A 24,749-nucleotide genomic window follows, 5' to 3' on the forward strand; every position below is an offset into this window, starting at 1 on the left:
CACTGCCCAGCGTGTCGGAACGGGTGCTTAGCTCAGTTGGTAGAGCGGCGCCCTTACAAGGCGTAGGTCGGGAGTTCGAGCCTCTCAGCACCCACCAGTTCCGCACATCATGCATCATTTGGGAGTGGTAGTTCAGCTGGTTAGAATACCGGCCTGTCACGCCGGGGGTCGCGGGTTCGAGTCCCGTCCACTCCGCCAAGATCCGAAAGGCGAACCTAGGTTCGCCTTTTTTATTGCCCGATAGAGTAATATCGGGCGGTTTTGATCAGAGAGCCGCTTACGCATGTTCGACTTTATTCGTAATCATCAACGCTGGGCTTTGGCCATCCTTGCCTTGTTCATCCTGCCCGGATTAGGCTTGGTCGGCATTCAGGGTTTCCGAGGTTTCTTCGATGACGACGCGAACGTTGCGAGCGTCAACGGGCACAAGATCTCGCGTCAGGACTACGACAGCGCGGTGCGCGACCAGCTTGACCGCGCGCGCCAGATGCTGGGCGCCTCGTTCGATCCCAAGGTTTTCGATACTCCGAAAATTCGCTCCGAAGTACTCGATCAAATGATTCAGCAACGCATCGTCGCAGACGAAGCACAGCGTCTGAATCTGACGGCATCGAACGCCGCTGTCCTCAAGTACGAGCTGAGCGTCCCGGCCATCGCACAACTGCGCAAACCGGACGGTACGATGGATCTGGAGCAATACCGTCAATTGCTGCAAGCGCAGGGCATGACGCCGACCCAGTTCGATGCCCGCGTGCAGTATGAGATCGCCGAGCAGCAGATCGGCGAAAGCATCGCGACCAGCGCCATGGCGTCGAAAACCGTTGCGCAGCAGATATCGCTATTGGCCGGTCAACAGCGCGAAGTGCAGGGCCTGACGTTCAAGCCGGCCGACTATGCAGCGCAGGTGCATCCGAGCGACGCCGATCTCAAGGCGTACTACGACGCCCATGGCCAGGCGTTCCAGACCCCGGAGTCGGCACAGATCGACTACGTGACGCTGGACCAGACGGCGCTCGCGGCAGCGTATCAACCTAGCGACGCCGATCAGCACAAGTACTACCAGGACAACCTCGCTCATTACAGTACCGATGGAGAAGTGCGCGCCAGCCACATCCTGATCGTTGCGCCGAAAAGCGGTAGCGCTGCCGATCTGGACAAAGCGCGGCAGAAAGCCACGGCGATCCTGGCCGACGTGCGTGCACATCCGGATAAGTTTGCCGATCTGGCCAAACAGGATTCGCAGGATCCGGGTTCGGCCGCCAATGGCGGTGACCTTGGCTTCTTCAGCCACGGCATGATGGTCAAGCCGTTCGAGGATGCCGCCTTCGCGCTCAAGAAAGGCGAGATCAGCGATCTGGTGCAGTCGGATTTTGGCTTTCACATCATCAAGGTCACCGACGTGAAGCCGGCTGTGACGAAATCGTTCGACGACGTGAAGGGCAGTATCGTTACCGACTTGCGTAATCAGCAAGCCGCCAAGTTGTTTGCCGATAGCGTAGACGGCTTTACCAATGCGGTCTATGAAGCGCCGGCGAACAGCCTGAAGCCGGCGGCCGATAAATATCATCTGACGATCCATCAGGCGACCGTAACGCGCACGCCGAACCCGGCTCTTGCGCCGACCGACCCCCTGAATAACCCGAAATTCCTCGCCGCGGTATTTGCCGACGATGCAGTGAAGGCCCAGCACAATACGGCGGCGGTCGAGATCGGACCGAGCACGCTGATGTCGGCGCATGTGACCCACTATCAAGCTGCGGCCGTCCCGCCGCTCGATACGATCAAGGCCCAGGTTCAGCAGAAGTACGTCGCGGAACAAGCGGCGAAACAGGCGCGCGATGCCGGCGCAGCACAATTGGCCGTGCTGCAAAAGACACCTTCGACCAGCGGTTTTTCGCCGGTACTCAAGGTCTCGCGTACCGATGCCCAAGGTGTACCGGGTAATGCACTCCAAGCGATCTTCAAGGTCGATGGCGAGCATCTGCCGCAATACGTCGGCACTGATCTGGGCGATGCCGGCTACGCAATCTATCGTATCAACGCGATCGATCAGTCTGCCGCCGTGGATCCCAGCAAGCTGGCAGCCGCTCAGCAGCAAATCGCGCAGATCGACGCGCAAAGCGAGTTGACCGCTTACTACGCTTCGCTGAAAGCGCGTTCCAAGATCAAATATTACGGTTCGCTGGCTGCAACGCCGGACAGTCCGGACAATCAATAGCCGCTTCGCGCGGCTGTGGCGCCAGGGTCATGCGACTGGCGCCATACCGGCTTAAGCGCGCGGGTATCTGCAGGGCCGTCACGTGTTGGGCGGCGCCACGCCTCTTTGACTTTGGCGGCACCACGGCTCTTTGTCTCCAGCGGCGCCACGCCTCATTTGTCTTTGGCAGTGCCGTGCCTCATTTATTTTCAGCGGCCTCGCGCTTCATTTCCTCCATCATGGACCACGGGTGCTATTGGCGCCGAAGCGTCAGCAAGGGCTTTAGCGCCGGATAAACGTTATCGAGCAGCCTCGGTTGCGCAGCTTCGATCGGATGGATTTGATCGGCCTGGAACATCTGCGGCTGATCGGCTAATCCCTCCAGCAAAAACGGCGCGAATGCGACCCGAGTCTGCTGCGCGAGCTGCGGATACAGCATCCGGAATTTCTGTGTATAGTCAGGACCATAGTTGGACGGAATCTGCATCCCGACCAACAGCACCTTGGCGCCGGCCGCACGCGAACGCGCGATCAAATCCTGCAGGTTTTCGACTGTCACCGCGAGCGGGATGCCACGCAACGCATCGTTGCCGCCAAGCTCAATGATGACGATGGCCGGATGCGCGCGCGCGAGGATTGCCGGCAGGCGGCCGCGGCCGTCACTGGTCGTGTCGCCGCTGATGCTGGCGTTGATCACGTCGTAATTCGAACCGGTTTGTGCCAGTCGCTGTCGAAGCAAGGCGACCCATCCGGTCCCGCGCGCGAGGCCGTATTCCGCTGATAGGCTATCGCCGAGGACCACGATCGTGGGGCGAGCGGCAACGGCGACTTGAGACGCATCCGTCATTGCAGCCGCATGCGCGGCCGATGCGACGCAAACAGAGACGACGACCGCTATAAAATCGACGAATCGCGCGGCCCTCCACTTAGCCACGCTAGCCACGCCAGCTACCCGTGATGCAGCACGCACGGCCGCGACGATCAACATCCTCTTATCTCTAAGCATGCACACTACTATCGAATCGGTCATTGAAGTCAAGGGCTTAAGCAAGGTTGTCCAGGATACGAGCGGTGCGTTGAGCATACTGGAGAACATCGATCTCTACATTCGGCGCGGCAGCAGCGCGGCCATCGTCGGTGCCTCCGGTTCGGGCAAGTCCACGCTATTGGGGTTGCTAGCGGGATTGGATAGCCCCACGACGGGTTCAGTTCGCTTGCTGGGCACGGAGCTCAACGGCTTGAGCGAAGATAGCCGAGCCGCATTGCGCAGCGGCCGGATCGGTTTCGTATTCCAATCCTTCCAGCTCATGCCGCATCTTACCGCGCTCGAAAATGTCTTGTTGCCGCTGGAACTCCGAGGGGGCGCCAGCGATTGGCGGGAAGCACGCGAACAAGCGCGTGCGCTGCTGGAGCAAGTCGGTCTGGCCGCTCGGATCAACCATTATCCGCGGCTGCTGTCGGGCGGCGAACAACAACGTGTGGCGCTGGCTCGCGCGTTTGTCACGCGGCCCGAGATCCTGTTCGCGGACGAGCCCACCGGCAGCCTGGACGCGGCGAATGGGCATGCGGTAATCGACTTGATGTTCGAAATGAACCGGGCCAGCGGTGCCACGCTGGTGCTGGTGACACACGATACGGAACTGGCACGCCGCTGCGAGCAGGTGATTGTCATCGAGGCGGGCCGCATCGTGCCGCAGCCGACAGCGCAATCGGGTACCGCCTGAGCATCGATGAGCGGCGCGGTGTGAATCAAGTGCGGGATGAAGAGCGGAATCAAGAGCAAGAGCCGCGATCAAGCGCCTTTGAATGCGTTTAAGCAAGCGCTCAGTGGCCGGACAGATCTCGATCCGGCGCGTCGTAACACAACCGATTGAGTAGCGTACGGACCATCGGGGCGAGTTCACCCGCGGTCAACCCGGCGGGGCCGCACCCCAGTGTGCACAGTTGTTCGGCCGCCAATCCATGTAAAAAGACTGCTGTCAGCGCCGCGAGATGCGGTTCGCACCCTTGCGCCAAAAATGCCCCGATCAAGCCGCTCAGGACGTCGCCCGTACCTCCGGTGGCAAGTGCAGCATTGCCGGTCGGATTGATCCAGGCCACACCATCCGGACGTGCGACGATGGTGCCGCTACCTTTGAGCACCGCCACGCACCCATAGTGGCGTGCGAGGCAGCGAGCGGCCTTTAGACGGTCGCTTTGTATCGCCGCCGTATCCGTCTTCAGCAAACGAGCACATTCGAGCGGATGCGGCGTCATGACCGCTCGGCGGCCGTGCGCGACGACCAGCGTCGCCAGCGAGTCCTCGCTCGCAATCAGGTTCAGCGCATCGGCATCGAGCACCGTGGGCAGCTCCTGTTCGATAATTTGCACGAGCAGATCTTTCGCATGCTCATCCTGCCCCATCCCCGGGCCCACAGCGATAGCGCTGATGCTCGCCCACTGCGGCATGGCGGTGCCGGGGTGCAGCATCAATTCGGGATGCGGCGGATCGTAAGGCGGCGCTTGTTCGCTCAACAACGCCACGTGCACTTTGCCGGCACCGGCGTAAAGCGCCGCGCGTGCCGACAGGATAGGCGCACCGACCGTGCCGGTCGCACCGCCCACCACGGCCAGCGAACCGAAGGTGCCCTTGTTGCTGGCATTGATACGTGGCGGCAGGCTGGGCTTGAACACCGAGAGCGTATTGAGCCAAAGCGGATGCGACGATGCGTCTGCTGTGCCGATGTCCGTGTCGACGCCTGTGTCAATAGCGGCGCCGATGTCCATGCTCAGGCCCAGCGGCGCGATCCACACCGAGCCGCAGGCATCTTTGCCGTCCGCCGTGTACAAGCCCGGCTGGGCGCCGATAAAGCTCAAGGTTTCGGTGGCCATCACGGCTTGCGCGCCGCGCGCAACGGTACCGGTGTCGCCATTCAGGCCGCTCGGTATATCGAGCGCCAGTACCTTGGCACCGTTGCGTGTGCGTAACGCGAGTTGCTGCGCTACCGCAGCGAACACGCCTTCGAGTGGACGCGCGTATCCCAGGCCGAACATGCCATCGACGCACCAGTCGTAAGCGTGCCCGTCGCAGGATCCGTCCCACTGCGGGCTGATCTTGACGCCTGCGCTCTGCGCGTTGGCCAATGCCCAACGAGCGTCGGGCGGTCGCGATTCCACAGGTAAAAAGACTTCGACAGGAATGCCGCGCCGATGCAGCTCGGTGGCGGCAACCAACGCGTCTCCGCCGTTATTGCCAGGGCCGGCGGCCAGCCAGACGACGCGTCGCTGCGGCGTGTCGCCCGTGCTATAGCGTCGCGCGAGAAAATCGGCGGCGGCCGTGCCTGCGCGCTGCATCAGTGTGTGCGCGGGCAGATCGCGCATCGCGTGTTGTTCTATCGTGCGCAATTGCGCCGCGGTATAGAGGGGTAGGGTGTGCGCCGAGCTTGCCAGGAATACAGAGGGCATCGGATCGCCAGGTGGGTCTGTTTGCAAGTCTGTAGGCGCGAGAGTCATGATATCGGGCAACCCGGATAGGACGTCGACGGATGGTTGCGTCACTGTGTCACTGTGTCACGGGCACATGTCAGGTGCAACCCCTACGCCGCTTCAATGCAATGTTAGTGGCTGAAACGTCCCACGCTGAGCGCCGCGATCAACTCGTCGTAATCTCCATCGGTCTGTCCGCCGACCATGGCCGCGATCAATTCCGCCGAGCCGCTGCTCAATGCCCAGCCCACCGGCCCGTGAGCCAGATTGAGATAGAGCCGCGGATGCGAGGTGCGGCTGACCACCGGCAAACCATCGGGCGACAACAAGCTGACACCATCCCAGTGACGCGCCGAAGAAAACTTCACCGCCCCCGGCGCCCAATCGTGCGCGGCTTGCGCCAGCATATCGAGTGCTTGAGCGCGCAAGCCGGCGTCCAGGCCGCGCAGCGTCTTGGCGCGACTCTGCAACACGGCCGCGCCGGTAATTTTCATGCGATTATTCAGCCGCGCAATCGTGATGCGGCGTTCCGTATCGACCAGAGTAACGTGCGGCGCCAGTTCCTCGTGCAGGATCGGCGCCATCAGCGCATGCATACGCACGGGCTGCAAGGGCAGGCGGATGCCGGCCTCGTTGAGCAAGGGCAGGCTGCCCGCGCCGGCCGCCACCACCACCGCGTCAGCCCTCAATTCCTCACTGCCGCGATGGCCAGGCGCATAGGCCGACAACGAGTCCGCCTCGCGATTGCCCAGGCTCACACGCGCACCGCCTGAACTCATCTGGATCGACAGCACGGTCGATTCCAGACGAAACGTGACGCCCTTGTCGCTGAGCAATTGTTTAAGCTGCTTGGCAAAGAGCGGACAATTGCCGCTGCGCTCGCCCGGCAGCAAGACGCCGCCGGCCAGAGGCTGCTGGGCGGGAATCGACGGCTCGAGTGCAACGCATTCGGCCGCGCTCAGGATGCGATGAGGGAACTCCGTCTCCTTGAGCAGAGTCAACGCGGTGGCCGCCTGCTTCAGGCCATGCGCATGGGCAAACAGGTGCAGTACGCCGGTGCGCTGCTCGAAGTCGAGGTCTCCCGACGTTTCCAGCTCTACAAGCGCGTTCGCCGACAGTTCGTTGAGCGAGCGCAGCCGCGCATACTGCGCAGTGAAACGCTCGGGTTTGCGCTCGGCGCGCCAATGGTGCACCCAGTTGCGCAGCTCGAGATTAAAGCCTGGCCGATACAACACACCGTTGTGCCCACGCGTGCCGCCCAGACCAAACCAGTTGCGCGCGCCGGGAACGCCCGGGCCGAACCAGGCGCCCAGCGCATTGGGCAGCAATAGCGAGTCGCGCCCGAAGGTCGCTTCCTGGGCGAGCGTGGTGTGACGCTCAACCACGCAGACTTGGTGGCCGGCTTCACGCAAAGCGTGCGCGGTACTAACGCCGGCAACGCCGCCGCCGATTACGATGACATCCATAGCAAAGACCTGCCGTAAGCGGCACTGCTCCAGAACACGGGGTGAATCGGAATGCTGACCGGCACCGGATGCGCGACTGGCGCGGTGCTTGGGGAGCGCGCCATGATAGCGCCAAAGTAGCCAAGCCGAAAGCGCGAGCTCAAGATAGCGCGACTGGCTGCCCGGCAAAGGTGCCGCTCGGGGTATAATTCTGGTCTCCTTTCCCCACGGGGCTGCCTTGCGTGGCCTCATCAGACGCTTTAGCCAAATGGCCCATTTCTCGTGCTTAGCCGGCGCATCCGCGCTTTCCGAATTCCGTCAGACCCGCCTGTTGCAAACGCTGCAAGCCATCGACTCGAACATCAGCGAAATCAGCGGACGTTTCGTGCACTTCGTCAACAGCGCCGAGCCCCTTTCCACTGAAACGACGACCCGAATCGCGGAACTGCTGCACTACGGCGATCCGGCGCGCGAGTTGCCAGCCAAGGGCACGCACGAAGAATTTCTCGTCATCCCGCGTTTCGGCACGATTTCGCCGTGGGCCTCGAAAGCGACCGACATCGCGCATAACTGCGGCTTCGACACGATACGCAGGATAGAGCGCGGCATCGAGTACACGGTCATACTCAAGACCGGCCTGCTCGGTGGCAAGCGGACCCTGACCCAGGAGGGCCGCGCCCAGGTTAGCGCGGCCTTGCATGACCGCATGACCGAGACTGTCGTGGCGCACACCGATGACGCGTTGCGCCTGTTCGACGAATTGCCGGGCAAGGCGCTGCAGACCGTCAATGTCATGGGCGAGGGCCGGGCGGCGCTGATCGCCGCCAACACCGAGCTGGGGCTTGCGTTGGCGGATGACGAAATCGATTATCTGGTGGAGTCGTTCCGGCAAATGGAACGCAATCCCACCGACGTCGAACTGATGATGTTTGCCCAGGCCAACAGCGAACACTGCCGGCACAAGATTTTCAACGCCGACTGGACGATCGACGGCGTGGCGCAGGACATCTCGCTGTTCCAGATGATCAAGAACACCCACAAGCTCAGTCCGCAGGGCACCATCGTGGCCTATTCGGACAACGCCGCGGTGATGGCCGGGGCGGTCGCCGAGCGCTGGTTCCCGCGCAGCGGTATTGAGCAAAATACGGGGCAACGTATTGGCCAAAATATGCAGCAATACGGCCGTACCGTCGAACTTACGCATACCTTGATGAAGGTCGAGACACACAATCATCCGACCGCGATTTCCCCATTCCCGGGTGCGGCCACGGGCGCGGGCGGCGAAATTCGCGACGAAGGCGCGACCGGTCGTGGTGCACGGCCCAAAGCCGGTTTGTCGGGTTTTTCGGTTTCGAACCTGGAGTTGCCGGAAGCCACGCGGTATTGGGAAAACGCGCGCGATGCCGCGCAGCCCGTGAGCGAGCGCAACCCGGGCCTACATTTCACCGCATACGGACGCCCAGAACGGATCGCGTCGCCACTGCAAATCATGACCGACGGGCCCATCGGTGGCGCGGCGTTCAATAACGAATTCGGCCGGCCGAACCTGGGCGGCTATTTCCGCGTTTATGAACAGAACGTTGCCGGACGCGTGCGCGGCTATCACAAGCCCATCATGATCGCCGGCGGCATCGGCAGTATTTCCGATATCCATACGCACAAGCTCGATTTGCCGCCCGGCACCTTGCTGATCCAGATCGGCGGCCCCGGCATGCGGATCGGCATGGGTGGGGGCGCGGCGAGCTCAATGGCCACCGGCACCAACACGGCGGAGCTCGACTTCGATTCAGTCCAGCGCGGCAACCCTGAAATCCAGCGGCGTGCGCAAGAAGTGATCAATGCATGCTGGCAGCAGGGCGCGGACAACCCGATCCTGAGTATCCATGACGTGGGTGCTGGCGGCCTTTCGAATGCCTTCCCCGAGTTGGTCGATGGCGCCGGACGCGGAGCGCGTTTCGATCTGCGCAAGATCGAGTTGGAGGAAAGCGGGTTGAGCCCGCGCGAAATCTGGAGCAACGAAGCGCAGGAACGCTACGTGCTCGCGATCGCACCGGCCAGCCTGCCGGCGTTCGAGGCCATTTGCTTGCGCGAGCGTTGCCCCGTGGCAGTCGTGGGCGTGTCCACCGAAGCGCGTCAGTTGCAGCTCATTGATTCAGATAATGAGTCGGATAATGAGTCGGGTAGTAAGTCGGATATCGCTTCGGGTTCAGCAGAAAGCGCTGTTCCGCCCGTCGATATGCCGATGGAAGTGCTGCTCGGCAAGACCCCTAAACTGCATCGCGACGTGAAGCGGGTCGGTATCGCGCTGGCGCCGGTCGACGTGACGGGCCTGGTGCTCGCCCAAATCGCAGTGGATGTGCTGAAGCACCCGACCGTAGCCAGCAAATCGTTTCTGATCACGATCGGCGACCGCACCGTGGGCGGCCTTTCCGTGCGCGACCAGATGGTCGGACCGTGGCAGGTCCCGGTTGCCGATTGCGCAATTACCTCGATGGATTACAGCGGTTTCCACGGTGAAGCGATGACGATGGCCGAGCGCGCGCCGCTGGCTGTCATCGACGCGCCAGCCTCGGGCCGCATGGCTGTGGGCGAGGCGATAACCAATATTGCGGCGGCGCCTATCGCTGGCCTCGACAAAATCAAACTCTCGGCCAACTGGATGGCCGCGTGCGGAAGCCCGGGCGAAGACGCCGCGCTGTTCGACACGGTGCGCACCGTCGGCATGGAACTGTGTCCTGCCCTGGGGCTGGGCATACCGGTGGGCAAGGATTCTTTGTCGATGCGCACGCAATGGCAGGATCTCGAAGGCGCGAAGGAAGTCAGCGCGCCGGTTTCGTTGATTATTTCGGCGTTTGCACCGGTGGACGATGTCCGCCTGCACCTGACGCCACAACTGCGTCGCACGGCGGACGTGGGCGAGACGGTGCTGATTGCGATCGATCTGGGGCGCGGACGCAATCGCATGGGCGGCAGTATCCTCGCGCAAGTCACCCAGCAAGTCGGTGACGTCACGCCGGACCTCGACGATGCGCAGGACCTGAAGCAATTCTTCGACGCCATTCAAAGCTTGAGCGCGCAGCGCAAGATTCTCGCTTACCACGATCGTTCCGATGGCGGCCTGTTCGCCACCGTATGCGAGATGGCGTTTGCCGGTCACACAGGCGTCTCGCTCAATGTCGATATGCTTACGCTCGAACCGGGCCATGAGTCCGACTATGGCGACGCCAAGGATTGGGCCAAGCAAACCAGCGGTCGCCGCGACGACGCCACCGTGCGTGCGCTATTCACCGAAGAGCTCGGTGCCGTGATCCAGGTGCACGCCAGCGAGCGCGACGCGGTGCTGCAGGCCTTGCGCAAATTCGGCCTGGCCGCGTGCAGCCATGTCATCGGCAAGCCCAACGAGCGCGACGATATCGAAATCTATCGCGACGCGAAAAAGATCTACGGGGCAACGCGCACCGAGCTGCATCAGGCATGGAACGAAGTGAGCTGGCAGATTGCCCGCATGCGCGACAACCCGGCTTGCGCCGATGCCGAAAACGCGGCGCTCGCCGAGCTCGACCCCGGCTTGACGCCAGTGCTGAGTTTTGACGTGCACGAGGATATCGCGGCGCCGATGATCGCGACCGGAGCTCGTCCGCGCGTGGCGGTCTTGCGCGAGCAGGGCGTCAACTCGCATCTGGAGATGGCCTATGCATTCGACCGGGCCGGTTTCGACCCGTACGACGTGCATATGAGCGATTTGCTCAATGGCCGGGCAACACTCGCGGACTTTACCGGTGCAATTGCGTGTGGCGGGTTCTCCTACGGGGACGTGCTGGGTGCCGGCGAAGGCTGGGCCAAGACCATCCAGTTCAACCCCGTGCTGGCCGATATGTTCAATGCGTTCTTCGCGCGTGGCGATACGTTCGCGCTGGGCGTGTGCAACGGCTGCCAGATGATGAGTGCGCTGGCCGAGATGATTCCTGGCGCACAGGCGTGGCCGCGCTTCACGCGCAACAAGTCGGAACAGTTCGAGGCGCGCTTGGCAACAGTCGAAGTGCAGCCGTCGCCGTCGCTGTTCTTTGCCGGCATGGAGGGTTCGCGGATCCCGACAGTGGTCTCGCATGGCGAAGGCTACGCGGATTTCTCGCAGCAGGGCAACGCCGGCGAAGTCAGCTCGGTGCTGCGTTTCGTCGACAATCAAGGCACGCTCACCGAGCGCTACCCGTTCAATCCGAATGGTTCCGCGCAAGGACTGACCGGCGTAACCACGCCCGATGGACGCTTTACCGCTTTGATGCCGCACCCGGAGCGCGCTTTCCGCGCGGTGCAAATGAGCTGGGCGCCGCACGGATGGCACGAAGGTGCGGGCGATAGTCCGTGGATGCGCATCTTCCGTAATGCGCGGAAATGGCTAGGTTGATTTTCCAGCGCGTTGGTTCATAAAAAATGCCCGGTTTTTTAGACCGGGCATTTTTTTCGCTGCGAACTTCGTGAACTTCAGCTTTCAGATCGGCCTTTGAATCGGCGGCCAAATCAGCCGTCGAAGCTCAACCGCACAAGCCTCGACGGTAGGCTTCAACTATTGAATCTTCGCCTGCGCGCGCAGGGTCTGCTCCCACTGCTGCAGTTTTTCCTGTTCGAGCTGTTTGCTCAACTGGTCTTTGACGTCGGCCAGCGCGGGCGGCTGAACGGGGCGCGTGTCATCGAGCCGGATGATGTGCCAGCCGAACTTCGTCTGGACCGGCGCATCGGTCATCTGGCCCTTCTGAAGCTTGAGCGCAGCGTCGGCAAATTCGGGCACGTAGGCCTTCGGATCTGACCAGCTCAGGTCGCCACCTTGCGGAGCCGAACCCGGATCTTTCGAATATTGCTTGGCCAAGGCCTCAAAATCGCCGCCGGCCTTGATTTTCGCGATCAGGTCTTTGGCCTGCTGCTCGTTATCGACCAGGATGTGATGCAGGTGATATTCCTTGCCGCCAAATTGCGAAGCGAGCGAGTCGTAACGGGCTTTAAGCTCAGCGTCCGTAACCGGATTTTTCTCGATGTAATTCTGGATCAAGGCGCGAACGATCACGCTTTGCTGGGCGACGGCCAGTTGCGCTTTCACGTCCGGCTGCCGGGTAATGCCTTCGCGTGCCGCTTCCTGCGAGAGGACTTCGCGATTGATCAATTCCTGGCGCACCAGGTTTTGCAACTCGGGCGTGTCCTGCTGGCCCTGCTTGACCAACTCGGTCACTAGGGCGTCGGCGCGTGCGGTGGGCACCGGCGTGCCGTTCACGACGGCGATATTCTGCGCAAACACCGGCGTTGCAGCAAAGGAAGCAAGCAAAACCCACAAACGGGCATTTTTCAAAGTCATAGGAACGTCCTAACGTGCACGATTAACTCAGGGGTTTAGCCCCAGGATCTAGCCCAGGGCGCGAACCCGGGGATTTCTACCCGGGATTTTCAACCCAGGGGATTCAACTCAAGAACTGAGCGGCAAATTCAGCGACTCATTCATCAACTCAAATTCAGCGACTCAAATTCTTCCGGCGTATAAGCGGAGATCGCGAGAGCATGAATCCCGCGTTGCATCGCGTCCGCGACGGCATCATATACCAAGCGGTGCCGTCCTACCCGGTTGATACCGGAGAATCGCGTCGATACGATGACTACCCGGTAATGGCCACCCTCGGAGGCGCCCGCATGGCCGGCGTGTTTCGCGCTGTCGTCTTCGATCGACAGGTGAACCGGGGCGAGCGCTTCGGTCAACCGGGTTTCTATCATCTGCACGCGTTCGCCGCGTGGCGCTTTAGAAATGGCATTAGAAGCGGGATTAGAAGCGGGGGAATGGTTCATCAGGACTCGTCGTGTTTGATATATTTGGCCAGCCACAGGCTCTGGGCGATAATAAAAACGATCATCAGCCCCGTGCAGCCAAATAACTTGAAATTCACCCATTGGCTGTCCGTCGCGTGCAGCACAAACACCACGATCAAATTCAGGATGCCGAGTACCGTGAAGAATGCGGCCCAGGCCAGATTAATTTGGCCCCAGATCTTGTGCGGTAGCTCGATCTGCTTGCCCATCATCACTTCCATCATATTCTTCCCGAACCCGAGTTGCGACACCATCAGGCCGATTGCAAAGATCCAGTACAACGCGGTCGGCTTGACCTTGATGAACGTGTCGTTGTGAAACGCCAGGGTCGCGCCGCCAAACACCACGATGACCCCGAAACTGACCCACAGCATGGCGTCGACCTTGCGATGGTGATAGGCAGTCCAGGCAATCTGTACCAGCGTCGCGGCGATGGCCACGCCGGTGGCGACGTAAATGCCGGCGATTTTAAAAGCGACGAAAAACAGAATGACCGGAAAAAGGTCGAACAAGAATTTCATGCAAGTTCCGAAAGAGCCTGGAGTGCCCGCGCCAAAACGGCGCGGATCATTCATTCAGACGGGTTGGACGGGTCGGGATCGAATTGTAACGCAGCCGAGTTAATGCAGTAACGAAGTCCGGTCGGTTGCGGGCCATCCTCGAAAACATGACCCAGATGCGCGTCACACACCTTGCAGCGCACTTCGATACGCAACATGCCGTGGGCACGGTCAGTTTTCTCTTCGATGACTTCGCCGTTCAAGGGCTTGAAGTAGCTGGGCCAGCCGCAGCCCGCATCGAATTTGGTGGTCGATTCGAACAGCGGCGTGCCACAGCCCACGCAGTGATAGACGCCTTTTTCCCAATGATCCCAAAAGCGGCCGGTAAATGGCCGCTCAGTGGCCGCATTGCGGGTCACTTCGTATTCGATGCCAGACAAGTTGTCGCGCCATTCCTGATCCGTCTTGACGACCTTGGCAGTTTTTTCATCGCTCATGCTATTCCCCTCGGATTCATCGGACCGCGCCGCTTGAGCGCATCCGGGTTACAGGTAAAGGTTAGTCGCGGCCGCGCCCGATTCCTGACACGCATAGCGGCGGACCGGGGCGCCGACGTCAGTGCCGAAGTCAGCGTCAATTTCAGTGCCGATGTCGGCACCAACGTCGATGCCAACGCGGTGCGGCTACGCGCTGGTTTCATGAGGAGCACGATACTTCGAGCGAACTCGCCCAGTCAGGCGGCAAGCCGCCATACGCTGCCGAGGCTTCGGGCTGCTCGTCGAACGGTCGGCTCAGCACCCGCTGCAAACGGGCGAGTTCGGAAAAATCCTGTTGCTGCGCCTGCCGAATTGCCTGCTCGGCCAGATGATTGCGCAAAATGTATTTCGGATTCACGGCGCGCATCGCCACCGCGCGTACCGTGTCGTCGCGTGCTTCTTGTCCCAGCCGCGCGCGATAATCGGCCGCCCAGCCGTCGAAGGCGGGGCGATCGATGAACAGATCGCGGGTTGCGGCGTCCCCGCTCGCGTCGTACCGCGAAAGCGCAGCAAGATTGCGGAACGTCAACGTGAAGTCGGCACGATTCGCTTGCATGAGCGCAAACAGACGGTCGGTCAACGCGGTGTCGTCCGGTAACACCGAAGCGAGTCCGAGCTTGGCTTGCAAACGCATGGCGAGTTGTTGGCTGTAGCGCGCTTTGAACGGTTCGAGCGCCGCCTGCGCCGCTTCGATTGCCGCTTGCTCGTCACGCTCGCCGTCGACGCCCGGACCGCCGATCAAGGGCAACAGCGCTTGCGCCAGGCGGAAGAGGTTCCAGTAAGCGACTTGCGGCTGTTGTGCATACGCATAGCGGCCGCCGGTGTCGGAGTGGTTGCAGATATAGCCTGCGTCGAAGCCGTCGAGAAAGCCGTATGGGCCGTAGTCGATCGTCAGGCCCGCAATCGACATGTTGTCGGTATTCATCACGCCGTGGCAAAACCCTACACTTTGCCATTGGGCGAGTAAATCCGCGGTGCGGTAGGTCACCATTTCCAGCAACTCTGCGTAAGGATCGGCTGCGTCGCGACAGGCCGGATACGCGCGCGCGATCACATGATCGGCGAGTTGTTTAAGCAGGTCGGGACGGTCCGTTGAATAGAAGTGTTCAAAATGGCCGAAGCGCACGAAAGTGTTCGCCACGCGCGTGACAACGGCTGCGGTTTCCAGCGTTTCGCGCCGCACCGGCAAGTCCGAACCGATCACACACAATGCCCGCGTGGTTGGAATACCCAAGGCCTGCATTGCCTCCGAGGCGAGAAACTCGCGGACCGAAGAACGCAATACCGCGCGTCCATCGCCCATGCGGGAGTAGGGCGTGAGCCCCGCGCCTTTGAGCTGCAATTCGTAGGCGCTGCTTGGCGCTTCGCCTGCTGCCCCGACTGCGGTCTCGCCCGGCCCCCCGCTTGATCGGTCGCGGGGTACCTCAATTTCGCCGAGCAATAGCGCACGTCCGTCGCCAAGTTGGCCGGCCCACACGCCAAACTGGTGCCCGGAGTAGACGGTCGCGATCGGCAAAGCCGCGCGGGGCAGTCCGCGGCTCAAATTGCCGGCGAAGTAATCGGCGAACTCGGGAGAGCTGGCGATATCGGCGGGCAAACCCAACAAATTCGCGGTTTCGCTCGAAAACCCGACCACATAGGGGGCAGGGATCGGCGTGGCGGGCAAGCGGGTGTAGAACGCGTCGCCCAGCGCGGCAAAGCTGCCCGGCAAATCTTGTGCGATGCGTGCGCTCAAACTGGCCGGTTCGGAAAGCGGGAAAGGCTGTGACATAAATGGATCCTGGGTAAGCCCCTATTGTAAGCCGGGGACGCTGTCACCGCCGGGCAAGCTTGCGCAGCGCGCGTCGCAGCGCCTGGCATCCCGGTCGCTCGGCGCGCCACCGGCGCAAAAAAGAGATTGACGCCTCGTAGCGCGCCCCCAAGAATCCCCAGGTACGACTGCTTGAAAACGAAGTTTCAACATAATCAACGCAGCGATACCACTCAGGAGACCAGGGTTATGGCTATTGCTACGCCGACGCAAGGCGATTCAGCGCCGCATTCGGGAGCACCTTCTCGGGCACATTCGGACCCGAAAGCGCGTGCGACGCCGTCATCCGCGGGCTCGGTACCGGGCCCGCCGCTCATGGCGCGCATGATGGAAGTGCCCCTGCTTGTCTCGTCCTTGTTGCGCCATGCCGCGCGCCATGCCGGCGACACCGAGATCGTGACGCGGCGCATCGAGGGCGATTTACACCGCTATACCTATCGCGATTGCGAAATCCGCGCCAAGCAATTTGCCCAAGCCTTGCGCGCTGAGGGCGTGCAGGCCGGAGAACGGATCGGCACGCTGGCCTGGAACACCTATCGGCATCTGGAGGTGTATTACGGCACGTCGGGCATGGGCGCCGTCTGCCACACAATCAATCCGCGCCTGTTCCCCGAGCAAATCGCGCTGATCGTCAACCACGCGCAAGACCGCTTCGTACTGTTTGACCTGAACTTTGCACCGCTGGTCGACAAACTCGCCGCGCAGTGCCCCCAAGTTCAATCGTGGGTAGTGCTGACTGACCGCGAGCATGCCCCCGACATGCAAACGCCGGTGGTTTTTTATGAAGACTGGCTCGCGTCGCAAGACGGCAATTTCGACTGGCCGCAATTCGACGAGCGCAGCGCCTCGAGCCTGTGCTACACGTCGGGCACGACCGGTAATCCCAAGGGCGCGCTGTACAGCCACCGCTCGACGGTGCTGCACGCTTTCGGGGCCGCGCTGCCCGACGCGATGGGATGTTCGGCACGCGACACCATCATGCCGGTCGTACCGATGTTCCATGTGAACGCCTGGGGCATTCCCTACGCAGCGCCGCTGGTCGGCGCCAAGCTGGTGATGCCGGGCAAGGATCTGGACGGTAAATCGCTGTATGAGTTGATGGAAAGCGAGGGCGTCAGCTTTTCGGCGGGGGTGCCCACGGTATGGCTGGGGCTGCTCAATCACATCTGCCAGCATGAGCTCAAGTTCTCGACCTTGCGACGCACGGTGATCGGCGGCTCGGCCTGTCCGCCCGCGATGCTGCGAACCTTCGAGGACACCTATGGCGTCAATGTGATCCACGCCTGGGGTATGACCGAAATGTCGCCGCTGGGCACGCTGGCCAATCTGCGCGCCAAGCACCTGAGCTTACCCATGGAGGCGCAGCGTCACCTTCTGGAAAAGCAAGGCCATGCGATTTTCGGCGTCGATATGCGCATTGTCGATGCGATGGGCCAAGAGCTGCCGTGGGATGGCGTGGCATTTGGCGATTTGCATGTCCGAGGCCCCTGGGTCATCGACCGCTATTTCGGCGAAACCGGTTCGCCGCTAATCGACGGCTGGTTTCCGACCGGCGATGTGGCGACCATCGACGCCGATGGGTATATGCACATCACCGATCGCAGCAAGGATGTGATCAAGTCGGGGGGAGAGTGGATCAGTTCGATCGAGATCGAGAACGTCGCGATGGCGCATCCGGCGGTGGCCGAGGCGGCATGCATCGCGTGTGCGCATCCGAAATGGGACGAGCGGCCATTGCTGGTGGTCGTGCGCAAGCCGGGTGCCAGTGTCAGCGCCGGCGAATTGCTCGCCTTTTTTGAGGGCCGCGTCGCCAAATGGTGGACGCCTGAGGATGTCGCATTTGTCGACGAGATCCCGCATACCGCCACGGGCAAGATTCAGAAGCTCAAGCTGCGCGAGCAGTTCAAGGGCTATGTGCTGCCTAGCATCGCATCGCGCCCTGATACTAAGCTGAAGTGTTGAAACCCGCTGGTAAAATCTGCTATTAGAACCGTATTCATAGTCAGGATTCTTATCAGGAACACGCATGACAGTTCAATATGAAAGCCGCTACCAAGTGGCATTGTTGACCCTCGATAATCCACCCGTCAATGGCCTCGGCCACGCCACGCGCAGCGGCATCGTCGCGGGGCTGGAGCGGGCGCAAAGCGACCCGGCCATTGCGGCCATCGTCATCATCGGTTCGGGCCGGGCTTTTTCCGGCGGTGCCGATATCACCGAATTCAATACGCCTAAAGCGGTCGCAAGCCCGATGCTGGGCGAAGTGATCGCCGCGCTGGAAGCCAGTACCAAGCCTATCGTCGCCGCCATCCATGGCGTGGCAATGGGCGGTGGGCTCGAACTCGCGCTCGGCGCGCACTACCGGGTGGCCGCGCGCGGTGCACAAATCGCGTTGCCCGAAGTCAAGCTTGGCCTGTTGCCCGGCGCAGGCGGTACGCAACGGCTGCCTCGCGCGATCGGCATTGCGACGGCGCTCGAGATGATCACGAGCGGCACGCCGCGACGCGCACAAGCGTTGGCCGATAGCACGCTGTTCGACCGCGTGGTCGATGGCGAAGTGCTCGAACCGGCGCTCGCGTTTGCCCGCGAAGTGGTGGCGCAAACAAACGCGCAAGCCGCAACACGCTCGGCGCAGCACGCAGTGGCGTATCCCAAACTACGCGAGCGGGCCTTCGAATCCGCCGAGCTCGCCGGCGCCGCAGCCTTGTTCGAGGCGGCCCGCGCCCAGGCCGGCCGCAGCGCACGGGGCTTGCCGGCACCGCTGAAATGTATCGCGGCAATTGAGCACGGCGTGTCGCACGGCTTCGATGCCGGCCTCAAATTCGAGCGTGCCTGCTTTGTCGAACTGGTCGCGTCATCCGAAAGCCGCGCATTGCGTCACGCGTTTCTAGCTGAACGGGCCGCGGGCAAAATCGCCGGCGTCGACTCGGCAACGCCGCTGCGCACGATCAAACGTGTCGCGGTGGTAGGCGCCGGCACGATGGGTGTGGGTATCGCGTTGACCTTCGCCGATGCGGGCTTGCCAGTCACGGTGATCGAGGCGGGCGATGCTCAAGTGCAGCGTGGGCTGGCCGCGATCGCACGCTACTACGAGCGCGCACTGGCCAAGGGCCGGCTTGACGCGGCGACCGCGGCCCAGCGCCAGGCATCAATCACCACCAGTTTGTCCTTCGACGCACTGCAGGATGCCGACCTGATCATTGAAGCGGTATTCGAGGATTTCGACGTCAAGCAGCAGGTCTTTACTCAGATCGACGCGCACGCCAAAGCAGGCGCCATTTTGGCGTCGAACACTTCGACCCTCGATTTGAACCGCATCGCTAACTTCACTCGACGGCCAAGCGATGTGGTGGGCCTGCATTTTTTCAGCCCGGCGCAAGTGATGAAATTGCTCGAAGTCGTGCGTGGCGCCCAGACCAGCCCTGAGGTGCTTGCCAGCGTCATGAAACTGGCCAAGCAGATCGGCAAGACAGCCGTGGTGGCGGGCGTGTGCGACGGCTTTATCGGCAACCGGATGATCGAACAATATGTGCGACAAGCGTTCTACATGCTGGAAGAGGGCGCGTTGCCGCAGCAGATCGATCACGCGATCGAACAATTTGGTTTCGCGATGGGGCCATTCCGGATGAGCGACTTGGCAGGCAACGATATCGGCTGGGCGATACGCAAACGGCGCGCGTTGGAGCAACCCGGGCTCGTCTATCCGAAGGTTGCCGATCGACTGTGTGAGCAAGGACGGTTCGGGCAAAAGACCCAGGCAGGCTGGTATAACTACGCCCCCGGTGAGCGCGAAGCGTTGAGTGCACCCGAGGTCGATGCGCTGGTACTGGCGCACTCGCAAGCCCAAGGTGTAATGCGTCGTATCATCAGCGACGAAGAGATTGTCGAGCGGCTGGTTTTCGCGCTAGTCAACGAAGGGGCGTGGATCTTGCAGGAAGGTATTGCCGCGCGCGCTTCGGATATCGATCTGGTCTACCTCGCCGGCTATGGCTTCCCCCCCGGGCGCGGCGGTCCGATGTTCTACGCCGACACGATTGGATTGCCCAAGGTGGAAGCTGCGGTGCGCGGCTTTATGGCGCAGCCCAACGGTGCTGCCTGGAAGCTTGCGCCGTTGTTGAGCGAGCGCATTGCGGCGGGGAGCGGCTTCAACCGGTAGTATGACTCTTCGCGTATTACCCGATTCACCCTTTACCTTTGTCTCAGGAATTAGGCAACATGATCAAGCATATTGTGATGTGGACACTCAAGGACCACGCCGAGGGCGCCGACAAAGCCGCCAATATCCAAACGTTTGCCGCCAAACTGGAGAGTTGCCGAGGCATCGTACCCGGCATGCACGCGTTTGACGTCGTGACAGCCGCCACCGCAGGCGCAGAACTCACCGCCGATATTGCGCTGTATTCGGAATTCGAGGACATGGCGGCACTGCAGGCCTATCAAACGCATCCCGCTCATAAAGCCATCTCACCATTCGTGGCCGCAGTGCGCTTGACGCGCAACTGTCTCGACTTCGAGGCGTAGCGTGACCGAGTCTATCGTTGCTCCTATCCATAGTCCGTTCATCGAATATCTCGGAATCCGTACCGTCAGCGCGATCCATGGCGAGGCGCATGTGGTGTTGCCGCTGGACCCGCACCACCTGAACGTCTGGAACATTGCCCATGGCGGCGTCATCATGACCATGCTCGATATCGCGATGGGCGGCGCTGCGCGCAGTCTCGCCACCGATGGCTGCGGCCCGGTGACGATCGAAATGAAAACCAATTTCATGCAACCGGGCAGTGGCGAGTTACGTGGCGTGGGACGTGTGCTGCATAAATCGACCACGATGGCCTACTGCGAAGCGGAGATTTTCGATCTGCAGAATCGCATGGTTGCCAAGGCACTGGGCACGTTCAAATATGTGCGCGCCGTGACGGTAGGGCGAGCTACGCGACAAGCGAGCGCCTTGACTGCCGGTGACGCGCCGCCGACGTCAGACAGCGCGAAATCATGAAAGACTTTGCTGGCAAGGTCGCGGTGATCACGGGGGCTGCGGGCGGTCTGGGCATGGCGCTGGTGGGCCAAGCCGCCAAGCGCGGCATGAAACTGGTGCTGGCCGACGTCGATCGCCAGGCGCTCGCCGCCAACGTCGAGTCCTTGCACGCGCAGGGCGTCGAAGCGATCGGCATCGTGACAGACGTGTCCGATCCCGCACAACTCGACGCGCTCGCAGCGGCCACGCTCGATGCGTTTGGCGCCATCCATCTGCTGTTCAACAATGCGGGCGTGGGGGCGGGCGGTTTTGTCTGGGAGAACACGGCCAACGACTGGCAATGGGTATGGGGCGTGAACGTCCTTGGCGTGGTCAATGGCCTGCGCGCGTTCGTGCCGCACATGCTCAAGCAGGGCGAGCCCGCCCACATCGTCAACACAGCTTCGGTCGCGGGCCTGCTCGCGCCGGCGATGCTGGGCCTGTACAACGCGACCAAGCATGCGGTGATCGGCCTGAGCGAGACGCTCTACAATGACCTGAAAATGACCGGTGCGCCGGTGCAATGTTCGGTGTTGTGTCCCGCGTTCTTCGATACCGGCATTGCAAGTTCGGATCGCACGCGGCCGCCTGAATTGCAGAACGATACGGCGTTGACCGCTTCGCAACGGGTTGCCAGCGCCCAACTGCGCAAGGCGGTGAAAGCTGGCAAGCTCAGCGCGGAGCAAGTCGCCGAAAAGACGTTCGACGCGATCGGTGCCGGCCAGTTTTACATCCTGACTCATGCGGCGGCCAAGCCGGCCATCGAATTGCGCCTCGAAGACTTAGCCCTTGAGCGCAACCCCAGCGACCCCTACACCTATAAGCCGGACGTCAAGCCGCATTGAAGGATCATGGATGCCGCTTAACCCCAAGATCGAGCAGATTCTGGCGATGATCGCGCGGGCCCAACGCCCGGCGATGCATGAGCTAAGCCCGCAGGCCGCGCGCCTGAGTTACGAGAAGAGTGCACAAATCCTCGATCTCGATCCAGCGCCGATGCATCGCGTGGAGGATCTGTCGGTGCCCATGCGCGATGGCGCCACGATACGCGCACGCCTTTACCAGCCGGTCGAGCCTAACTGGTTCAGCAGCGCACCGGCGTTGGTCTTCTATCATGGCGGCGGCTTTACAGTGGGCAGCGTGGATACGCACGATGCGTTGTGCCGAATGTTTGCGAGCCTAGCCGAATGCCAGGTGCTGTCGGTCGATTATCGGTTGGCGCCCGAGTTTCGATTCCCGGTTGCCGTGGACGACGCATTCGACGCATTGCAATGGCTGTACCGCAACGCCGACACCCTGGGCATCGCACCGGGCCGAATTGCGGTGGGTGGAGACAGTGCAGGGGGGACGCTGGCCGCCGTGTGCGCGGTGTTGGCACGCGACGCGCAGATTCCGCTCGCGTTGCAGTTGCTGATTTATCCGGGCACCTCTGCACACCAGCGTAATGCGTCGCATCAGCGCCTGGCGCAGGGGTATTTGTTGTCAGCGCAGACGATCCAGTGGTTTTTCAACCTCTATCTATCACAAGCGTCCGAGCGCGAAGATTGGCGTTTCGCACCCCTGGACGGTCAACGCGACGCTCCCGCATTCGATCGTCTGGCCCCCGCCTGGATCGCTGTCGCCGAATACGATCCCTTGCATGACGAGGGCGTCGCATACGCGCGCAAGCTGCGCGACGCCGGCAATAGCGTCGAACTCGTCGACTATGCCGGCATGATTCACGAATTTTTCAAGATGCGGCGTTATGTGCCAGAGGTGAGTGCGGCACATGCGGATGCCGTAGCCGCTTTGCGGCGGGCCTTTGCCGCGCAGGCAGACTAGCCTTGGGCCAGGTCGGCGAGCTGAATCTGAAACTGGTACTCACTGGACTGCAACGCCGTATCCTCGTGCCGTCCGTCTGCCATGCTGTCGCCCAACTCCTTGACGTTGACGCAACCGCCGCTGCCCACTTGCAAAACGGTGGTGCAGCGCGTGCCGTAGTTGGGCAGACGGATGTACGCCGCGGAAAGCGCGCGTTCGCGCTCGAGCGTCAGGCCCGTGCTGGGCAACGTCTCGTCAGGTGCCGTGGTCGGGTCGCGCATCAGATCGAGCAGCGCATCGCGTTGTGCGGCGGGGGCGTCCCCGAACGCTTCCATGCACGCGAGCATCCCCGCTTTCTTCGCTACGACCTTGGGCCAGGGGGTATCGAGCAAGGCGTTGGACAGACCATAACTACCCGCGGGTAGAGCTGGCGCGCCGCCTGCCGGAATGTCCGCACAGTTGCTGAACCATCTCAGATCGCGCTTTGCCAGATCGCCGACGAGCAGATTGAAACCGCTGTAGAGGTGGGCGCGTGGGCCTAAACCGGCCAGATAGTCCGCAGGCGACGCCTGCTCCCTGAGGAAGCCCGCGACCAGTTCGCCGCGGCTCGGCGCCGTCGGATTCGTCGCGCCCGGCGCTCTGAAATTGGTCAGTGCGGCGAAGCGACCGCTACGGGTAATACCCATCCAGGTACCGCCGCCTTGCAGGTCGCGCCCAGCGAGTAGCTCCGGCACATCGGGCCACCAGCCCATAGCCGCCGCCGGGCGCGCATAAAACTCGTCACGATTGGCCGCGAGCGTGAGCAACGCGCCCTGCGACGCATGAGGGCGCCAGTCGAATACGATCAGGCACACGAGCCATTCCTCGGCGACGACATGGCGCTCACACCGCTGCCCGGCGTCAAGCAACGGTGGCGCGAATTCATCCGCGAACTCATCCGCGCATTCGTGCGCAAACTCATCCGCAGATTCGCGTACGGCTTCCGGTGCGGATTCAACCGGCTTCCTGCACAGGAAAAGCATACGGAAGCGCGCTAAAACTGAGCTCGCTACCATCGGCCGCCCCTAGATGGACCGTACCGCGATTAAGGGCGTCCAGCTTGATTTCGACCAGACAATCGATGCCGCTCGCCAGGCCTTCCGTACCAGGGACAGCCGCCGCATTGACAACCATCCCGCATGGCTGGGACGGCTCGTCGACGCTGAAGATTTCGGTACCGGCGGCCACCGGCTCCGCCTGCGTGACATGGGCAATGACCGCACGCCGCTTCACCGTTCCCAGATACTGGCTGCGCGCGACGATTTCCTGACCCGGATAGCATCCTTTCTTGAAGTTGACGCCGCCAATGACTTCGAAATTGATCATTTGCGGAACGAATTTTTCCTGTGTCGCCGCGCTGATACGCGGCTCTGCGGCACGCACCGCGAGCCAATCCCAGGTCGAAGCCGGCTCATGCCGTAATTTGGCTCCGAATACGCTGGCATACTGCGCCCATGTCTGAGCGGGTACGGCCCACACATAACGCGAAACACCCGCCGCGTCAGGCAAGCGTATCAAGCTGCCGGCTTGCGCATCCGCGTCGCCGTGGATCACGCCGTAGGGCTGTGTGGGTAACTCGCCGCCGAACAGTGGCGCCAACACGCCCGCCACATTCCCCGTGAGGCCGATCAGGCGGGTAGACGCACTCGCATCCACCAACTTCGCTTTGGCGCGTAACACAAACATCGACAAACGCTTCTGAATTGGCGCAAGGATGTCGGCCGACAGCATCAGGGACACCGATTGAGCGTCGCGCCAAGTGAGAAAACTGGCCAGCAACCGACCCTTGGGCGTGCAAAAACCGGCCAGCCGAGCCTCGCCGCTCGACAGCGTCTGGATATCGTTGGTCAGCAGGTTATGCAGAAAACTGGCGGCATCATCGCCACTGACGACTATCAGCCCGTATTGATCGAGCAGCATGTAGGCACCGTCGCCGAGCGCTGCTGCGGCAGCAGCATAAGTCGGCGCAGCGGTATCGACGGGTGCGGTAAGCGGATTCATAAGCGTGGCCGATAAGTGGATTCTGGTGTGCGCGAAGCGCCAAGCAAGTATTATATGAGGTCTGGTTGCTTAGCGTTTCCCATACTCATACTCAT

Annotated in this window: 18 protein-coding genes, 2 tRNA genes and 1 pseudogene; 11 read left to right on the forward strand and 10 right to left on the reverse strand. The window is 61.7% G+C overall.

All coding sequences use genetic code 11. The features are described 5' to 3' along the window. Positions 1-21 precede the first annotated feature (21 nt). The 3 genes from GSQ77_RS14380 to GSQ77_RS14390 all read left to right on the forward strand — a co-directional run bounded on the left by GSQ77_RS14380 (position 22) and on the right by GSQ77_RS14390 (position 2,218). Positions 22-97 (forward strand) — tRNA-Val (locus GSQ77_RS14380). A gap of 24 nt (positions 98-121) precedes the next feature. Beyond that, positions 122-198 (forward strand) — tRNA-Asp (locus tag GSQ77_RS14385). Positions 199-283: 85 nt separating this feature from the next. Further along, positions 284-2,218 carry a SurA N-terminal domain-containing protein gene (locus GSQ77_RS14390; protein WP_158903348.1) on the forward strand — a complete coding sequence of 645 codons (1,935 nt, stop codon included), beginning with the start codon at positions 284-286 and terminating at the stop codon, positions 2,216-2,218. Positions 2,219-2,450: 232 nt separating this feature from the next. Here the strand turns inward: GSQ77_RS14390 and GSQ77_RS14395 are convergent, their stop codons facing one another. Continuing rightward, positions 2,451-3,044: an arylesterase gene (locus GSQ77_RS14395; RefSeq protein WP_254067622.1), complete on the reverse strand. Its 594-nt coding sequence runs from the start codon at positions 3,042-3,044 to the stop codon at positions 2,451-2,453. Positions 3,045-3,201: 157 nt separating this feature from the next. On the opposite strand from GSQ77_RS14395, the gene GSQ77_RS14400 reads away from it, so the two are divergent. Beyond that, the gene (locus GSQ77_RS14400) at positions 3,202-3,921 is read left to right on the forward strand and encodes an ABC transporter ATP-binding protein (protein WP_158903352.1); all 720 of its coding nucleotides are present in this window, start codon (positions 3,202-3,204) and stop codon (positions 3,919-3,921) included. 100 nt (positions 3,922-4,021) lie between these two features. Here the strand turns inward: GSQ77_RS14400 and GSQ77_RS14405 are convergent, their stop codons facing one another. Then, the gene (locus GSQ77_RS14405) at positions 4,022-5,641 is read right to left on the reverse strand and encodes an NAD(P)H-hydrate dehydratase (RefSeq protein ID WP_254067623.1); all 1,620 of its coding nucleotides are present in this window, start codon (positions 5,639-5,641) and stop codon (positions 4,022-4,024) included. A 152-nt stretch (positions 5,642-5,793) separates the two neighbouring features. Further along, on the reverse strand, positions 5,794-7,128 hold the full coding sequence (locus tag GSQ77_RS14410; protein WP_158903354.1) for an FAD-dependent oxidoreductase: 1,335 nt from the start codon (positions 7,126-7,128) through the stop codon (positions 5,794-5,796). Positions 7,129-7,375: 247 nt separating this feature from the next. Between GSQ77_RS14410 and purL the strand changes: the two genes are divergently transcribed. Then, positions 7,376-11,512, forward strand: a complete 4,137-nt coding sequence (gene purL / locus GSQ77_RS14415; RefSeq protein WP_158903370.1) for a phosphoribosylformylglycinamidine synthase — start codon at positions 7,376-7,378, stop codon at positions 11,510-11,512. A gap of 159 nt (positions 11,513-11,671) precedes the next feature. On the opposite strand, the gene GSQ77_RS14420 is transcribed toward purL, so the two are convergent. The 5 genes and pseudogenes from GSQ77_RS14420 to GSQ77_RS14440 form a co-directional block, all read right to left on the reverse strand. Continuing rightward, entirely contained in the window at positions 11,672-12,451 is a 780-nt protein-coding gene (locus GSQ77_RS14420; protein ID WP_158903372.1) for a peptidylprolyl isomerase, read from the reverse strand. A 143-nt stretch (positions 12,452-12,594) separates the two neighbouring features. After that, positions 12,595-12,933 carry a BolA family transcriptional regulator gene (locus tag GSQ77_RS14425; RefSeq protein WP_158903374.1) on the reverse strand — a complete coding sequence of 113 codons (339 nt, stop codon included), beginning with the start codon at positions 12,931-12,933 and terminating at the stop codon, positions 12,595-12,597. Continuing rightward, positions 12,933-13,475, reverse strand: coding sequence for a septation protein A (locus tag GSQ77_RS14430; protein ID WP_158903376.1), 543 nt, complete (start codon positions 13,473-13,475; stop codon positions 12,933-12,935). The genes GSQ77_RS14425 and GSQ77_RS14430 overlap by 1 nt, the downstream gene beginning before the upstream one ends. Positions 13,476-13,525: 50 nt before the next feature. Further along, positions 13,526-13,951: a peptide-methionine (R)-S-oxide reductase MsrB gene (msrB, locus tag GSQ77_RS14435; RefSeq protein ID WP_158903378.1), complete on the reverse strand. Its 426-nt coding sequence runs from the start codon at positions 13,949-13,951 to the stop codon at positions 13,526-13,528. Positions 13,952-14,150: 199 nt separating this feature from the next. Then, positions 14,151-15,695: pseudogene (locus tag GSQ77_RS14440) on the reverse strand (YdiU family protein); the annotation flags it as partial. 420 nt (positions 15,696-16,115) lie between these two features. On the opposite strand from GSQ77_RS14440, the gene GSQ77_RS14445 reads away from it, so the two are divergent. The 6 genes from GSQ77_RS14445 (at position 16,116) to GSQ77_RS14470 (ending at position 22,635) form a co-directional block, all read left to right on the forward strand. Then, complete coding sequence (locus GSQ77_RS14445; RefSeq protein WP_254067664.1) at positions 16,116-17,762, forward strand: 3-(methylthio)propionyl-CoA ligase; 1,647 nt, start codon at positions 16,116-16,118, stop codon at positions 17,760-17,762. A 64-nt stretch (positions 17,763-17,826) separates the two neighbouring features. After that, complete coding sequence (locus GSQ77_RS14450) at positions 17,827-19,956, forward strand: 3-hydroxyacyl-CoA dehydrogenase NAD-binding domain-containing protein (protein ID WP_158903384.1); 2,130 nt, start codon at positions 17,827-17,829, stop codon at positions 19,954-19,956. Between the two features lie 59 nt (positions 19,957-20,015). Then, positions 20,016-20,321 (forward strand): Dabb family protein, encoded by a 306-nt coding sequence (locus GSQ77_RS14455; RefSeq protein ID WP_158903386.1) that lies wholly within the window; start codon positions 20,016-20,018, stop codon positions 20,319-20,321. Between the two features lies 1 nt (position 20,322). Continuing rightward, on the forward strand, positions 20,323-20,796 hold the full coding sequence (locus tag GSQ77_RS14460; RefSeq protein ID WP_158903388.1) for a PaaI family thioesterase: 474 nt from the start codon (positions 20,323-20,325) through the stop codon (positions 20,794-20,796). Continuing rightward, on the forward strand, positions 20,793-21,659 hold the full coding sequence (locus GSQ77_RS14465) for an SDR family NAD(P)-dependent oxidoreductase (protein WP_158903390.1): 867 nt from the start codon (positions 20,793-20,795) through the stop codon (positions 21,657-21,659). Before GSQ77_RS14460 ends, GSQ77_RS14465 begins: the two co-directional genes overlap by 4 nt. 10 nt (positions 21,660-21,669) lie before the next feature. Then, positions 21,670-22,635 carry an alpha/beta hydrolase gene (locus GSQ77_RS14470; RefSeq protein WP_158903392.1) on the forward strand — a complete coding sequence of 322 codons (966 nt, stop codon included), beginning with the start codon at positions 21,670-21,672 and terminating at the stop codon, positions 22,633-22,635. Here GSQ77_RS14470 and GSQ77_RS14475 read toward each other — a convergent pair. Together GSQ77_RS14475 and GSQ77_RS14480 are read right to left on the reverse strand one after the other, a co-directional pair. Further along, a complete protein-coding gene (locus tag GSQ77_RS14475) occupies positions 22,632-23,636 on the reverse strand; it encodes an NRDE family protein (protein WP_158903394.1) in 1,005 nt (334 codons plus the stop codon). The genes GSQ77_RS14470 and GSQ77_RS14475 overlap by 4 nt on opposite strands. Beyond that, positions 23,608-24,654, reverse strand: coding sequence for a folate-binding protein YgfZ (locus tag GSQ77_RS14480; protein WP_254067624.1), 1,047 nt, complete (start codon positions 24,652-24,654; stop codon positions 23,608-23,610). Before GSQ77_RS14480 ends, GSQ77_RS14475 begins: the two co-directional genes overlap by 29 nt. Positions 24,655-24,749 lie beyond the last annotated feature (95 nt).

The organism is Burkholderia sp. L27(2015) (assembly GCF_009765705.1).
Classification (GTDB): domain Bacteria; phylum Pseudomonadota; class Gammaproteobacteria; order Burkholderiales; family Burkholderiaceae; genus LMUX01.

Bases quoted from the DNA above. Each gene is read 5' to 3' on its own strand.
- GSQ77_RS14390 (WP_158903348.1), top strand. From the start codon at position 284: ATGTTCGACTTTATTCGTAATCATCAACGCTGGGCTTTGGCCATCCTT.
- GSQ77_RS14395 (WP_254067622.1), bottom strand. From the start codon at position 3,044: ATGACGGATGCGTCTCAAGTCGCCGTTGCCGCTCGCCCCACGATCGTG.
- GSQ77_RS14400 (WP_158903352.1), top strand. From the start codon at position 3,202: ATGCACACTACTATCGAATCGGTCATTGAAGTCAAGGGCTTAAGCAAG.
- GSQ77_RS14405 (WP_254067623.1), bottom strand. From the start codon at position 5,641: ATGCCCTCTGTATTCCTGGCAAGCTCGGCGCACACCCTACCCCTCTAT.
- GSQ77_RS14410 (WP_158903354.1), bottom strand. From the start codon at position 7,128: ATGGATGTCATCGTAATCGGCGGCGGCGTTGCCGGCGTTAGTACCGCG.
- purL (WP_158903370.1), top strand. From the start codon at position 7,376: ATGGCCCATTTCTCGTGCTTAGCCGGCGCATCCGCGCTTTCCGAATTC.
- GSQ77_RS14420 (WP_158903372.1), bottom strand. From the start codon at position 12,451: ATGACTTTGAAAAATGCCCGTTTGTGGGTTTTGCTTGCTTCCTTTGCT.
- GSQ77_RS14425 (WP_158903374.1), bottom strand. From the start codon at position 12,933: ATGAACCATTCCCCCGCTTCTAATCCCGCTTCTAATGCCATTTCTAAA.
- GSQ77_RS14430 (WP_158903376.1), bottom strand. From the start codon at position 13,475: ATGAAATTCTTGTTCGACCTTTTTCCGGTCATTCTGTTTTTCGTCGCT.
- msrB (WP_158903378.1), bottom strand. From the start codon at position 13,951: ATGAGCGATGAAAAAACTGCCAAGGTCGTCAAGACGGATCAGGAATGG.
- GSQ77_RS14445 (WP_254067664.1), top strand. From the start codon at position 16,116: ATGGCGCGCATGATGGAAGTGCCCCTGCTTGTCTCGTCCTTGTTGCGC.
- GSQ77_RS14450 (WP_158903384.1), top strand. From the start codon at position 17,827: ATGACAGTTCAATATGAAAGCCGCTACCAAGTGGCATTGTTGACCCTC.
- GSQ77_RS14455 (WP_158903386.1), top strand. From the start codon at position 20,016: ATGATCAAGCATATTGTGATGTGGACACTCAAGGACCACGCCGAGGGC.
- GSQ77_RS14465 (WP_158903390.1), top strand. From the start codon at position 20,793: ATGAAAGACTTTGCTGGCAAGGTCGCGGTGATCACGGGGGCTGCGGGC.
- GSQ77_RS14470 (WP_158903392.1), top strand. From the start codon at position 21,670: ATGCCGCTTAACCCCAAGATCGAGCAGATTCTGGCGATGATCGCGCGG.
- GSQ77_RS14475 (WP_158903394.1), bottom strand. From the start codon at position 23,636: ATGCTTTTCCTGTGCAGGAAGCCGGTTGAATCCGCACCGGAAGCCGTA.
- GSQ77_RS14480 (WP_254067624.1), bottom strand. From the start codon at position 24,654: ATGAATCCGCTTACCGCACCCGTCGATACCGCTGCGCCGACTTATGCT.